This is a genomic window from Streptomyces zinciresistens K42 (assembly GCF_000225525.1).
Lineage (GTDB): Bacteria > Actinomycetota > Actinomycetes > Streptomycetales > Streptomycetaceae > Streptomyces > Streptomyces zinciresistens.
The window spans coordinates 1-12,602 of record NZ_AGBF01000196.1 but is presented as its reverse complement, the minus strand read 5'-3'; the positions used below and the strand labels follow the sequence as shown (position 1 = coordinate 12,602).

The following is a 12,602-nucleotide window of genomic DNA, read 5'->3' as shown; positions in this document are numbered from 1 at the left end:
CCCGGCGCCCCGCGGCGCACCTCACCTCCGGCCCCACCGTGCCCCCCGCCCCCATGGCGCCCCGCCTCCCCTCTGCGCATCCTCGAAGGTGACGCCTCCCCAGGAAGGCCCGATCCGATGCCCGCCAAGAACCTCACCGCCGACCGCTCGGCCGTCGGCCACCGCCTCGCCTACGCCCTGCGCCACCCGGACCGCGTCCCCCGCCACCTGGCGCGCGGCGCCCGCGACCTGTGGCTGCGCCACCGGCACCGGGACCACGTCTCCTACTACCGCGCCGTGATGCGCTCCGACACCCGGGCCGACCCGGACGCCGCGGTCGGCAGCCGCAGCCGCGAGCGGTGGCTGGCGCTGGGCGCGCTCCAGTTCGACTACCTGGTCGGACACGGACTGCGGCCCGAGCACCGGATGCTGGAGATCGGCTGCGGCAACCTGCGGGGCGGCTGGCGGTTCATCCGCCATCTGGAGCCCGGCCACTACTACGGCATCGACATCTCGCCGGACATCCTCTTCGCCGCGCAGGACACCGTGGTGGAGCGGGGGCTCCAGGCGCGGCTGCCCGTCCTGGCCCCGGTGCGCGACCTGAGCCTCGCGTTCCTGCCCGACGCCCACTTCGACGTCGTGCACGCCCACAGCGTCTTCTCGCACTCGCCGCTCCCGGTGATCGAGCAGTGCCTCTCCCGGGTCGGCCGGGTGCTGGCGCCCGGCGGCTGGTTCGACTTCACCTTCGACCGCACCGAGGGCCCCGAACACCACGTCCTGCGCGAGGACTTCTACTACCGCACCGAGACCCTGCTCGCGCTGGCCGAGCGGCACGGTCTGCGGGCCCGGTTCATGCAGGACTGGGAGGAACTCCCGCATGGCCAGTCCAAGATCCGTGTCTCGCACGGCAGTTGAGCCGGTGACCCGTCAGTAGGTCATCTGTCCCGGACCCTTGACTCGTACGGCGTGAGTGGTCATCCTCGTCGCACATATAGCGAGGCCATGACAATCCGGTCGCCGGGCCGGCCCCGTCGCCCGGGAGCCGCGGCCCGGCCGCCGGATTCGTCGACCCCGCCATCCCGCCGACCGAGGGACGTGGGCCGTGACCAGAGCCGGACGCCCGTACCGCCGACGCAAGAACATCACCGTGGTGTCGCTCCTGCTGCTCGTGCTGTCCCTGATGCTGGGCTCCTCGCCCGGCGCGACGGCCGGCACCGACTGGTGGACCCCCACCGCGCGGCCCGCGCCGGACGCGCAGGTCAATGTCACCGGCGAGCCGTTCAAGGGCACCGACGCGGCGGGCGACGTGCGCGGCTTCGTGGACACGCACAACCACGTCTTCTCCAACGAGGCGTTCGGCGGACGGCTGATCTGCGGAAAGCCGTTCTCCGAGCAGGGCGTCGGCGACGCGCTCAAGGACTGCTCCGAGCACTACCCCGACGGCTCGCTCGCCGTCTTCGACTTCCTCACCAAGGGCGGCGACGGCAAGCACGACCCGGTCGGCTGGCCCACCTTCAAGGACTGGCCGGCCAACGACTCGCTCACCCACCAGCAGAACTACTACGCCTGGCTGGAGCGCGCCTGGCGCGGCGGCCAGCGCGTCCTGGTCAACGACCTCGTCACCAACGGTGTGATCTGCTCGGTCTACTTCTTCAAGGACCGCGGCTGCGACGAGATGACCTCCATCCGCCTCCAGGCCAAACTCTCCTACGACATGCAGGCGTTCATCGACAAGATGTACGGCGGGCCGGGCAAGGGCTGGTTCCGCATCGTCACCGACAGCGCCATGGCACGCCAGGTCGTGCAGCAGGGCAGACTCGCGGTCGTCCTCGGCGTCGAGACCTCCGAACCCTTCGGCTGCAAACAGGTCCTCGACGTCCCCCAGTGCAGCAAGGAGGACATCGACAAGGGCCTGGACGAACTGTACGGACTGGGCGTGCGCAGCATGTTCATGTGCCACAAGTTCGACAACGCGCTGTGCGGGGTGCGGTTCGACTCGGGCACCCTCGGCACGGCGATCAACGTCGGCCAGTTCCTGTCGACCGGCACCTTCTGGAAGACCGGGCAGTGTCCGGGCCGCGAGCAGGACAACCCCATCGGCAACGCCGCGGCGGCCGAGGCGGAGAAGAAGCTCCCGGACGGCGTGTCCGTTCCCTCCTACAGCGCGGACGCGCAGTGCAACGTCAGAGGACTCACCGATCTGGGGGAGTACGCCGTCCGCGGCATGATGAAACGCAACATGATGCTGGAACTCGACCATATGAGCGTCAAGGCCGCGGGCCGAGTGCTCGACATCTTCGAGTCCGCGTCCTACCCCGGCGTCATCTCCTCGCACAGCTGGATGGACTCGAACTGGACCGACCGCGTCTACGGCGTCGGCGGTTTCACCGCCCAGTACATGAACGGCTCCAAGTCCTTCGTCGAGCAGGCCGGCCGCACCAAGGCCCTGCGGGACAAGTACGGCGTGGGCTACGGCTACGGCACCGACATGAACGGGGTCGGCGGCTGGCCGGCACCCCGCGGAGCGGACGCCCCCGACAAGGTGACGTACCCGTTCAAGAGCGTCGACGGCGGTTCCGTCATCGACCGCCAGACCGCGGGGCAGCGCACCTGGGACTTCAACACCGACGGCGGCGCGCAGTACGGCATGGTCCCCGACTGGATCGAGGACATCCGGCGCGTCGGCGGCCAGAGCACGGTGAACGACCTGTTCAAGGGAGCAGAGTCCTATCTCGACACCTGGGGGGCCTCCGAGGCGTACCGGCCGGGCGCCGACCTCGCGCGCGGGGCGCCGGCGTCGGCCAGCTCCTCGGAGTGGAACCCGATCACCAGCTACCAGCCGGGCCGCGCCGTCGACGGCGACCGCGGCACCCGCTGGGCCAGCGACTGGAGCGACGACCAGTCGCTGACCGTGGACCTCGGCGGCACCCGGTCGGTCGGGCGGGTCACCCTCGACTGGGAGCGCGCCTACGGCAGGTCCTACCGCATCGACCTGTCCACCGACGGTGTGAACTGGCGCACCGCCTGGTCCACGACCGCGGGCGACGGCGGCCTGGACACCGCCAGGTTCGACCCCGCACCGGCCAGATACGTACGCGTCCAAGGGCTCAAACGCGGCACCGAATGGGGTTACTCCCTGAGCGAGGTCGGCGTCCGGAGCGGCTGACAGCGACGAGAGGGGCTCCATGGCACGGCTGCCGTCCGCCGAACGGCGGCGACAGCTCACCGAAGCGGCGATCAGGGCGATGGCCCGGGACGGCGTCCCCAGGACGACCACCCGGTCCATCGCCGCTGAGGCGGGCGTCTCGCTGAGCGTGTTCCACTACTGCTTCGACTCCAAGCAGGAGCTGATCGAGTCCGTCATCACCACCATCACCGGGCACTACGTGACGGTGGTCAAGGAGGCGCTGAAGCCCCGCGACACCCTGGAGGAGACCGTCCGGGCCGGCTTCCAGGCCTACTGGGACCACGTCCGCGCCCATCCCGACGAGCACATGCTGACGTACGAACTCGCGCAGTACGCCATGCGCGAGCCCGGGTTCGGGCATCTGGCACGGCGCCAGTACGAGCTGTACGCCGCGACGTACGCCGCGCTCATCGACCAGCTGCGGCACACCATGGGCCTGCGCCTGCGGGTGCCCGCACCGGTCCTCGCCCGCTACCTGGCCGCCATGACCGACGGGCTGACCCTCAACTGGCTGGTGCTCGGCGACGACGCCGCCTGGAACGGCATCCTCGACACGGTCACCGCGCACGTCGCCGGTCTGGTGCGCGATCCCTGACCGGTGACGCCCCGCCCGAACGGCGGCCGTCGGCCGCGCGCGACGGGCGGTCGCGCGTCCCGGTCCGCGCCCGGCCGACGGAACAGCCACTCCGTCCGCGGCTCCGCCGCGCCGCGCACCGCGCACCGCGTGGCGCACGGGCGGCGAGCACAGCCCCGTCACCACCGCGAAGGCGACCGCGGCGACGGCCGCAGGCCCGAGCGGCCCCCGCGGCCGCGCCGGGTCGTACCGGCCGAAGTACGCCGCGGACCGGACGGCGAAGCCGTGAAGCGGGCGCTCCGGCCCGGGTCCGTCCACCGGGTGAACGGCGTGTACGCCGTCCCGAACACGACGTACGGCACGAGCAGCGCGGTGACCAGCCGCCTCGGCTGCTCCGGACGGCCCTCGAAACCGCGGGAGAGACAACCGGAAAGGATGATGAAGGCCGGCGGGTGGAAAGCGTGCACGAACATGTACAGCGCGGTGACGGGGCGGCTGCCGTCCCACAGCGGCTCCCCCGCGTGCCCGACCGCGTCCAGCCCGACCGCGAGACACTCGGCATCGTCGAAGCAGGCGTCCCGCTGCTGCGAAGGCGCAGGTCGGGGCGGTGCGGCGGGCTCCGCCCCGGTCCGGGGCGCCCGGCCCGCCACACGGCCCCCGGGCGTCGCGCGGAACGCGCCCGCGGCGGCCCGCGGGGCTCGGGAAGAGGGCGACAGGGCCGCGCTGCGGAGGCACCCCCCGTGCCTCACCAGCCGTGGCCGCGGCAGACCCGGCCGGACGAAACCGCAGGTGAGGGGCGAGGCGGGGGGCTGGGAGCCGGTCCCGGACAGGGCCGACGGAGTGGGAGCTTAACCCGTGTGAACGCCCCGAATGGTGCGATCACACGACATGACTGACGGTGGATCACGTCAGGGCCTGGCTCCAGTGGTGATGAAACGTCAGCCGCCCAGGTCGTGACGGAAGGACTCTCCTATGCGTTCTGTCCGCATGCTGCTCGCCACCGCGACGGCCACGGCCGCGCTGGCGATCACGCCCACCGCCTACGCCGTCACCATGGGTGACTGGGGCAATGACGACGGTTCCTACAGCAAGGAGCGGGACAAGTCCGAAGACCAGTCCTACAGCAAGGAGCGCGACAAGGACGACAAGCGCGACGAGCCGCGTGGCGGGATGCGCACGGGTGGCGGAGCGCTTGCCGCCGTGGGCAACGGCGACGACTGGGGCGGCGACAAGGACCCCAAGTACGACCCGGACACCTACCGCAACAAGGACCAGGGCCCCGGCAAGGAGCCCTGGAAGGGCGGCGAGGAGCGCGGGAACGACTCCTGGAAGGGCGACAACGACTCCTGGGGCGGCGGTGACCAGGAGAAGGGCGACTCCTGGGGCGGTGACCGGGACGAGTCCCGCGGCGAGGGCGGCGGTGACCGCGGCAAGCCGCTCGGCGGCATGCACACCGGTGGCGGCGGCCTCGCCACGCCGAGTGTCACGGCCGCCGGTCTGGCCGTCCTCGGCGTCGCGGGCACCGGCATGTACGCCATGCGCCGCAAGAAGGCCGGCGGCCTCGCCTGACCCGTGCCCGTCCCCGTAGCCGCTGTGGCCGTCGCACGTGCCCCGCACGTCGCGACGGCCGCGCCCGCACCGCTCCCCGCCGTATCCGCTGCCCTGTCCCAGTGAGGTGTGCCCGATGGTCGCCGGCAGTCCCACGTCCCCCGAACCCGACCCGGTCGGCACCGACCCAGGTTCCGTGTCCTCGCAGCGGAGACGGCGTGCGAGCGTGGCGTTCTGGAGCGTCGTCGGCGCCCTGGTCCTGGTGGTGGCCCTCACCGGCGGCCAGGACGACTCGACCGGCGCCGGCCGCGTCTCGCAGGCCCCGCCGGCGGCGTCGCCCACGGCCGGCGCGGACGCGTCCGCCTCCTCCGGCTCGTCCGGCACCGCCACCGACGGCAAGCACCTGGCGCGGTCCCGGCCGGTCCGCCTGCTCATCCCCAAGATCTCGGTCGACGCGCCCTTCACCGACCTCGCCATCGGGCGCGGGGGGCAGCTCCAGCCCCCGCCGCCCAACGACACGAACCTCGTCGGCTGGTACGCCAAGGGAGCGTCCCCGGGCGAACGGGGCACGTCGATCATCGCCGGCCACGTCGACACCAAGACGGCCCCCGCGGTGTTCGCGAACCTCGAAGGACTGCGCGAGGGCGACCGCTTCCAGGTGCTGCGCGCCGACGGGCGCAAGGCGTCCTTCGAGGTCAGCGAGGTACAGACGTTCGACAAGGACTACTTCCCGAGCGACCGCGTCTACCGGGACTCGCCCCGGGCCGAGGTCCGCCTCATCACCTGCGCGGGCAACTACGACCGCTCGGCCATGGACTACACCGCGAACCTGGTCGTCTTCGCCCGCCTGGTGTGAGCAACTGCCGCTCTCCGCCCAGATGTCGTGGCCTACAGTGACTGCGACCCATTTCGGAGACCGGACCTGTGAGGTAGTCGCCCACCATGCCGACCGAGACGTTTGAGTTCCAGGTAGAAGCCCGTCAACTCCTCCAGTTGATGATCCACTCGGTCTACTCGAACAAGGATGTCTTCCTGCGCGAACTCATCTCCAACGCCTCCGACGCGCTCGACAAGCTGCGCCTGGAGAAGCTGCGGGACGACGCGCTGGACGCCGATGTGTCCGACCTGCACATCGCCATCGACATCGACAAGGAGGCCCGTACCCTCACCGTGCGGGACAACGGCATCGGGATGTCGTACGAGGAGGTCGGCCGGCTCATCGGCACCATCGCCAACTCGGGCACGGCCACCTTCCTCCAGGAACTGCGCGAGGCCAAGGACGGCGCCGGCGCCGAGGGGCTGATCGGCCAGTTCGGCGTCGGCTTCTACTCGGGCTTCATGGCGGCCGACGAGGTGACGCTGACGACCCGGCGGGCCGGTGAGGACCGGGGCACGCGCTGGACCTCCCGCGGCGAGGCCACGTACACGCTGCAGAGCGTCGAGGACGCCCCCCAGGGCACCTCCGTCACGCTCCACCTCAAGCCCGCGGACCCCGAGAACCAGCTGCACGACTACACCTCGCCCTGGACGGTCAAGGAGATCGTCAAGCGGTACTCGGACTTCATCACCTGGCCGATCCGGACGGTCCCCGAGGCCGCCGAGGGGGCGGAGGCCCCCGAGCCCGAGACGCTGAACAGCATGAAGGCGCTGTGGGCGCGCTCGCGCGAGGAGGTGTCCGACGACGAGTACCACGAGCTGTACAAGCACATCAGCCACGACTGGCGCGAACCCCTGGAGACGATCCGGCTCCAGGCGGAGGGCACCTTCGAGTACCAGGCCCTGCTGTTCGTGCCCGCCCAGGCCCCGCACGACCTGTTCACCAGGGAGTACCGCCGCGGCGTCCAGCTCTACGTCAAGCGCGTCTTCATCATGGACGACTGCGAGGAACTGCTGCCGCCCTACCTGCGCTTCGTCAAGGGCGTCGTCGACGCGCAGGACCTCTCGCTCAACGTCTCGCGCGAGATCCTCCAGCAGGACCGGCACATCCGGATGATGCAGCGCCGGCTGACGAAGAAGGTCCTGTCCACCGTCAAGGACTTCATGGCCAAGGACGCCGAGCGCTACGCCACCTTCTGGCGGGAGTTCGGCGCGGTGGTCAAGGAGGGCCTGATCACCGACTCCGACAACCGCGAGGCGATCCTCGCCGTCGCGTCGTTCGCGAGCACCCGCGCCGACGACGAGCCGACCACCGTCGCGCAGTACGTGGAGCGGATGAAGGACGGCCAGGACGACATCTACTACATCACCGGCGACTCCCGGCAGGCCGTCGAGAACTCCCCGCACATGGAGGCGTTCCGCGACAGGGGCATCGAGGTGCTGCTGCTGACGGACCCCGTCGACGAGGTGTGGGTCGACGCCGTCGGCGAGCACGCGGGCAAGCGGCTGCGGTCCGTCACCAAGGGCGAACTCGACCTGGACGCCGAGGACGGCGAGCAGGCCGGCGAGGAGCGCGAGAAGCAGGCCGAGGAGTACGCCGGGCTGCTCGGGTGGATGGGGGAGCGGCTGGAGGAGGACATCAAGGAGGTGCGCCTGTCGACGCGCCTGACCGTCTCGGCGGCCTGCGTCGTCTCCGACGCCCAGGATCTGACACCCGCCCTGGAGCACATGTACCGGGCGATGGGCCAGGAGGTGCCCCGCACCAGGCGGATCCTGGAGCTGAACGCCGACCATCCCCTGGTGAAGGGCCTCAACCAGGCGTACCGGGAGCGCGAGGACCGCGACGCCCTCGGTGAGTCGGCCGATCTGCTGCACGCCCTGGCCGTGCTCGCCGAGGGGGGCCAGCCCAAGGACCCGGCACGCTTCGTGAAGCTGGTCGCGGAGCGCCTGGAGCGCACCCTGTAGGTGCGCCCGTGAGCCATGTGGACGTCAGCGCGGGCCGTTGCCGGTGGCCCGCGCTACGTTCGTGGAGTCGGATCCCCGCCCGCTCCCGGAGGAGTCATGGCCTCGCGTCTCAACCCGTACATCACCTTCGCCGGCGACGCCCGCCGGGCGCTGGAGTTCTACCAGGAGGTCTTCGGCGGCACCCTGGAGGTCAACACGTACGCCGAGTTCGGCCAGCAGGACACCCCGATGGCCGACAAGATCATGCACGGGATGCTGGAGAGCCCCGGCGGCCTCACGCTGATGGCCGCCGACTCCCCGACCGGCGACCACCGTCCGGGCGACACCGTCGCGGTCAGCCTCAGCGGGGACGACGAGGCCGAACTGCGCGGCTACTGGGACAAGCTGTCCTCGGGCGCCTCGGTGGCCGTGCCCCTGGAGAAGCAGATGTGGGGTGACGTCTTCGGGATGTGCACCGACCGCTTCGGCGTCACCTGGATGGTGAACATCGCCGGGCAGGGCGGCTGAGCGCGGGTCAGCGGTCCGGCAGCCACGCGCTCAGCGCGTGGACGAGCCGGTCGAGCGCGGGCTCCTTGGCGGACAGGTCCGTGCGGACCGTGCGCCCGGCGAAGCGCACCTCGTACTGGGCCAGGTCCGCGACCTCCCTGCTCCGCGTGTCGGCGGGGACGTCCGCCAGCGCAGGGTCGCCGAGCAGCGTGCGCAGTTCGGTGAACTCGGCCGGGCGGAGCGGGCGGAGGGCGCGCTCACCCCTGTCGCGGGTGCGGACCGTGCCGTCGCCCCGCAGGACCACCTCCTGGTCCACACCCGCGTACCCGCCGGTGACCACCAGGGTGACGAGCACCTGATCCGCTCCGGTGACGGGGGCCCGGGAGGGCGGGCCGGGACGCGCAGAGGACGCGCTCGCCGGGGCCCCGGCACCCTCCCGCGCCCCGCCGCCGCCCGGGGAACAGCCGGTCAGCGCCAGCACTCCGGCCGCGATCCCCGCCGCGGCCACCCGCCCACCGAACACAGCGCCCCCACCGTCGTTCGCGTCAACTGGTGTGTGCCTACCACGGAATGAGACGTTCCGTACCCCTGCGGTGACGGGACGGCCGCCGGGGCGGTTCGAGGGGGAGTTCATCCCCCGATCTCCTCGGAAGTCCATGAGTTAACGGTCCATTGGGCCGCGAGGGGTGTGAAGGGGCCGTTCAGATGTGAATCATCTTGTCATGAACCTGCGACCCGACGGGCGGGCCGCAGCCTCATGGAGGTGTGGAATGCGCCGCACGCTCACCACCGGTCTCGCCGCCTCGGCCCTCTCCCTCGTGACCCTCGTCGCCGCCGCCTCGGCGGCCGACGCGGCTCCCGCCGACAAGCCCCAGGTGCTGTCGAGTTGGACGCAGACCAGCGCGTCCAGCTACAACGCCTGGACCGCCGCGCGCGCCAACCAGTCCGCCTGGTCGGCCTACGGGTTCGACTGGTCCACCGACTACTGCTCCAGCTCCCCGGACAACCCCTTCGGCTTCCCGTTCTCCACGTCCTGTGCCCGCCACGACTTCGGCTACCGCAACTACAAGGCGCAGGGCACCTTCAGTGCCAACAAGGCCCGCCTCGACAGCGCCTTCTACGAGGACCTCAAGCGGGTCTGCGCGGGCTACGGCGGCGCGTCCAAGACCGCCTGCAACAGCACCGCGTGGACCTACTACCAGGCGGTCAGGGCCTTCGGCTGACACCCGCCCGCACCACGGGGAGGGCGCCGCGCGCGACGCCCTCCCCGTGCCCCTGCGCCCCGCGGGCCTCAGCCGGCGGGCCGGAACGAGCGCAGCCGCTGGGAGTTGCCGACCACGAAGACCGAGGAGAAGGCCATCGCCGCACCGGCGATCATCGGGCTGAGCAGCCCCGCCGCCGCGAGCGGCAGAGCGGCGACGTTGTAGGCGAACGCCCAGAACAGGTTCGACCGGATGGTGCCCAGCGTCCGCCGGGCGAGCCGGATGGCGTCGGCGGCCGCCCGCAGATCGCCGCGGACCAGCGTCAGGTCGCCCGCCTCGATCGCGGCGTCCGTGCCGGTGCCCATCGCGAGCCCCAGGTCGGCCTGCGCGAGCGCCGCCGCGTCGTTGACGCCGTCCCCGACCATCGCGACCGAACGGCCCTCGGCCTGGAGCCGCTTGACGACCTCGGCCTTGTCCTGCGGCAGCACCTCGGCGACGACGTGCTCGGGTGCGATGCCGACCTCGCGGGCGACCGCGTGGGCGACGGTCTCGTTGTCGCCGGTCAGCAGGATCGGGGTGAGGCCGAGGGCGCGCAGCCGCTGGATCGCCTCCGGGCTGGTCTCCTTGACCGCGTCGGCGACCTCCAGCACGGCCCGCGCCGCACCGTCCCAGGCCACCGCGACGGCGGTGCGCCCGGACGCCTCGGCGCGCTCCTTCGCCCGCCGCAGCTCCTGCGGCAGCGCGACGGCCCGTGCGTCCAGCAGGCGTTCGCGGCCGACGAGGACCGCGTGGCCCCCGACCACGCCCCGCACCCCGAGTCCGGGGACGTTCGCGAAGTCCTCGGGCGCGGGCAGGGAACCGAGCCTGTCCAGCGCCCCGTCGGCCACGGCGCGGGCGACCGGGTGCTCGGAGGCGTGCTCCAGCGCCCCCGCGAGGCGCAGCACGTCCTCCTCGGCGACGCCGGCGGCGGGGGTCACGGCGAGCAGGGTCATCCGGCCGGTGGTCACGGTGCCCGTCTTGTCGAGGACGACGGCGTCGACCCTGCGGGTGGACTCCAGCACCTCGGGCCCCTTGATCAGGATGCCGAGCTGCGCGCCGCGGCCGGTGCCCACCATGAGGGCGGTCGGCGTGGCCAGGCCCAGCGCGCAGGGGCAGGCGATGATCAGGACGGCCACCGCGGCGGTGAAGGCGGCGGACGCTCCGGCGCCGTTGCCGAGCCAGAAGCCGAGGGTGGCCACCGCGAGAGCGATCACGACCGGCACGAAGACGGCGGAGATCCGGTCCGCGAGCCGCTGGGCGGCGGCCTTGCCGTTCTGCGCGTCCTCCACCAGCCGCGCCATCCGCGCGAGTCGGGTGTCGGCGCCCACGCGGGTGGCCTCCACCACGAGCCGCCCGCCCGCGTTGAGCGTGGCGCCGGTGACCGGGTCTCCCACGGCGACCTCGACCGGCACGGACTCTCCGGTGAGCATGGAGGCGTCCACGGCGGAACTGCCCTCCACGACGGTCCCGTCGGTGGCGATCTTCTCGCCGGGGCGGACCAGGAAGCGGTCGCCGACCCTCAACTCGGCCACCGGCACGGTCCGTTCGCCGCCCTGTGCGTCGAGGACGGTGACGTTCCTGGCGCCCAGCTCCAGCAGGGCCCTCAGGGCCGCGCCCGCCTTGCGCTTGGAGCGCGCCTCGAAGTAGCGCCCGGCCAGGATGAAGGCGGTGACCCCCGCGGCCGCCTCCAGGTAGATGTTGCCCGAGCCGTCACCGCGCGAGATCGTCAGCCGGAAGGGGTGGGTCATCCCCGGCTCGCCCGCCGAACCGAGGAACAGCGCCCACAGGGACCACAGGAAGGCCGCCGAGGTGCCGACCGAGATCAGCGTGTCCATCGTGGCGGCACCGTGCCGCAGATGGGTGAACGCCGCCCGGTGGAAGGGCCAGGCGGCATACGTCACCACGGGCGCCGCCAGCGCCAGGGACAGCCACTGCCAGTACGTGAACTGCAGGGCCGGGATCATGGCCATCGCGACCACCGGCACCGACAGCACCACCGCGGTGATCAACCGCTCGCGCAGCGACCGCAGTTCGCCGTCCGGCTCGTCCCGGCCGCTCTCCTCGGGCGCGGGCGGGGCCGGCTCGCGCGCGCTGTACCCGGTGGCCTCGACGGCGGCGATCAGCTCCTCCACGGAGACGTCACCGCCGTAGCTGACCTTCGCCTTCTCGGTGGCGTAGTTGACGGTGGCGCGCACGCCGTCCATGCGGTTGAGCTTCTTCTCGACGCGCGCCGCGCACGAGGCGCAGGTCATGCCGCCGATGGCGAGCTCGACCTCGGTCGTCGCGGCGTCGGACGCGGTGGTGGTCATCGCTGCTCCAGATAACGGGGGGCGGGCGGGGCCGGGCCGGTCCCCGGCGGGTTCGCAGGCGCGTCAGGCGGCGCGGCCGGTCATCTCGTAGCCGGCGTCGTCGACGGCCCCGGCCACGCGGGCGTCGTCGGGCTCCCCGGCGCTGGTGACGGTCACCCGTCCGCCCGGGACGTCGACGGCGACGCGGGTGACGCCGTCCAGCCTGCCGACGGCCTCGGTGACGGCCGCCTCGCAGTGGCCGCAGCTCATCCCGGAGACGGCGTACGTCGTGCTGGTCATGGGTCCTCCCGAGTGCCCGGGTCCGGTGTCCGGCGGGATACGGGGCAGGGGTATCGTCGCCGGTGTCCATGTATACCCCCAGGGGGTAGCAGAGGCAAGGCGCGATCCGCTTGACTTGATACCCCCCAGGGGTATGGTGAAGTGCATTGAGGCACCCA

General features: G+C 72.0%; 11 protein-coding genes. 8 read left to right on the top strand and 3 right to left on the bottom strand.

The features are described 5' to 3' along the window. The first annotated feature begins 117 nt into the window (after positions 1-117). The 7 genes from SZN_RS30765 (at position 118) to SZN_RS30730 (ending at position 8,636) form a co-directional block, all read left to right on the top strand. On the top strand, positions 118-894 hold the full coding sequence (locus tag SZN_RS30765; RefSeq protein ID WP_007502702.1) for a class I SAM-dependent methyltransferase: 777 nt from the start codon (positions 118-120) through the stop codon (positions 892-894). Positions 895-1,081: 187 nt separating this feature from the next. Beyond that, on the top strand, positions 1,082-3,145 hold the full coding sequence (locus tag SZN_RS30760) for a discoidin domain-containing protein (RefSeq protein ID WP_007502701.1): 2,064 nt from the start codon (positions 1,082-1,084) through the stop codon (positions 3,143-3,145). Positions 3,146-3,164: 19 nt separating this feature from the next. Then, positions 3,165-3,761 carry a TetR/AcrR family transcriptional regulator gene (locus SZN_RS30755; protein WP_007502700.1) on the top strand — a complete coding sequence of 199 codons (597 nt, stop codon included), beginning with the start codon at positions 3,165-3,167 and terminating at the stop codon, positions 3,759-3,761. A 951-nt stretch (positions 3,762-4,712) separates the two neighbouring features. Beyond that, entirely contained in the window at positions 4,713-5,309 is a 597-nt protein-coding gene (locus SZN_RS30745; RefSeq protein WP_007502698.1) for a hypothetical protein, read from the top strand. A gap of 115 nt (positions 5,310-5,424) precedes the next feature. Then, positions 5,425-6,144 carry a class F sortase gene (locus SZN_RS30740; protein WP_007502697.1) on the top strand — a complete coding sequence of 240 codons (720 nt, stop codon included), beginning with the start codon at positions 5,425-5,427 and terminating at the stop codon, positions 6,142-6,144. A gap of 86 nt (positions 6,145-6,230) precedes the next feature. Then, positions 6,231-8,129, top strand: a complete 1,899-nt coding sequence (gene htpG, locus SZN_RS30735; protein WP_007502695.1) for a molecular chaperone HtpG — start codon at positions 6,231-6,233, stop codon at positions 8,127-8,129. Between the two features lie 96 nt (positions 8,130-8,225). Continuing rightward, positions 8,226-8,636: a VOC family protein gene (locus tag SZN_RS30730; protein ID WP_007502693.1), complete on the top strand. Its 411-nt coding sequence runs from the start codon at positions 8,226-8,228 to the stop codon at positions 8,634-8,636. A 7-nt stretch (positions 8,637-8,643) separates the two neighbouring features. Here the strand turns inward: SZN_RS30730 and SZN_RS30725 are convergent, their stop codons facing one another. Beyond that, entirely contained in the window at positions 8,644-8,970 is a 327-nt protein-coding gene (locus SZN_RS30725) for a hypothetical protein (RefSeq protein WP_139063616.1), read from the bottom strand. Positions 8,971-9,385: 415 nt separating this feature from the next. Between SZN_RS30725 and SZN_RS30720 the strand changes: the two genes are divergently transcribed. Then, entirely contained in the window at positions 9,386-9,838 is a 453-nt protein-coding gene (locus tag SZN_RS30720) for a phospholipase (RefSeq protein ID WP_007502690.1), read from the top strand. A gap of 68 nt (positions 9,839-9,906) precedes the next feature. Here SZN_RS30720 and SZN_RS30715 read toward each other — a convergent pair whose 3' ends face one another. Both SZN_RS30715 and SZN_RS43385 read right to left on the bottom strand, forming a co-directional pair. Next, positions 9,907-12,165 (bottom strand): heavy metal translocating P-type ATPase, encoded by a 2,259-nt coding sequence (locus SZN_RS30715; RefSeq protein ID WP_007502688.1) that lies wholly within the window; start codon positions 12,163-12,165, stop codon positions 9,907-9,909. 63 nt (positions 12,166-12,228) lie between these two features. Next, positions 12,229-12,444, bottom strand: a complete 216-nt coding sequence (locus SZN_RS43385) for a heavy-metal-associated domain-containing protein (RefSeq protein ID WP_007502686.1) — start codon at positions 12,442-12,444, stop codon at positions 12,229-12,231. Positions 12,445-12,602 lie beyond the last annotated feature (158 nt).

Coding starts and splice junctions, on each gene's coding strand:
- SZN_RS43385 (WP_007502686.1), bottom strand. CDS start 12,444: ATGACCAGCACGACGTACGCCGTCTCCGGGATGAGCTGCGGCCACTGC.
- SZN_RS30765 (WP_007502702.1), top strand. CDS start 118: ATGCCCGCCAAGAACCTCACCGCCGACCGCTCGGCCGTCGGCCACCGC.
- SZN_RS30755 (WP_007502700.1), top strand. CDS start 3,165: ATGGCACGGCTGCCGTCCGCCGAACGGCGGCGACAGCTCACCGAAGCG.
- SZN_RS30745 (WP_007502698.1), top strand. CDS start 4,713: ATGCGTTCTGTCCGCATGCTGCTCGCCACCGCGACGGCCACGGCCGCG.
- SZN_RS30730 (WP_007502693.1), top strand. CDS start 8,226: ATGGCCTCGCGTCTCAACCCGTACATCACCTTCGCCGGCGACGCCCGC.
- SZN_RS30715 (WP_007502688.1), bottom strand. CDS start 12,165: ATGACCACCACCGCGTCCGACGCCGCGACGACCGAGGTCGAGCTCGCC.
- htpG (WP_007502695.1), top strand. CDS start 6,231: ATGCCGACCGAGACGTTTGAGTTCCAGGTAGAAGCCCGTCAACTCCTC.
- SZN_RS30740 (WP_007502697.1), top strand. CDS start 5,425: ATGGTCGCCGGCAGTCCCACGTCCCCCGAACCCGACCCGGTCGGCACC.
- SZN_RS30720 (WP_007502690.1), top strand. CDS start 9,386: ATGCGCCGCACGCTCACCACCGGTCTCGCCGCCTCGGCCCTCTCCCTC.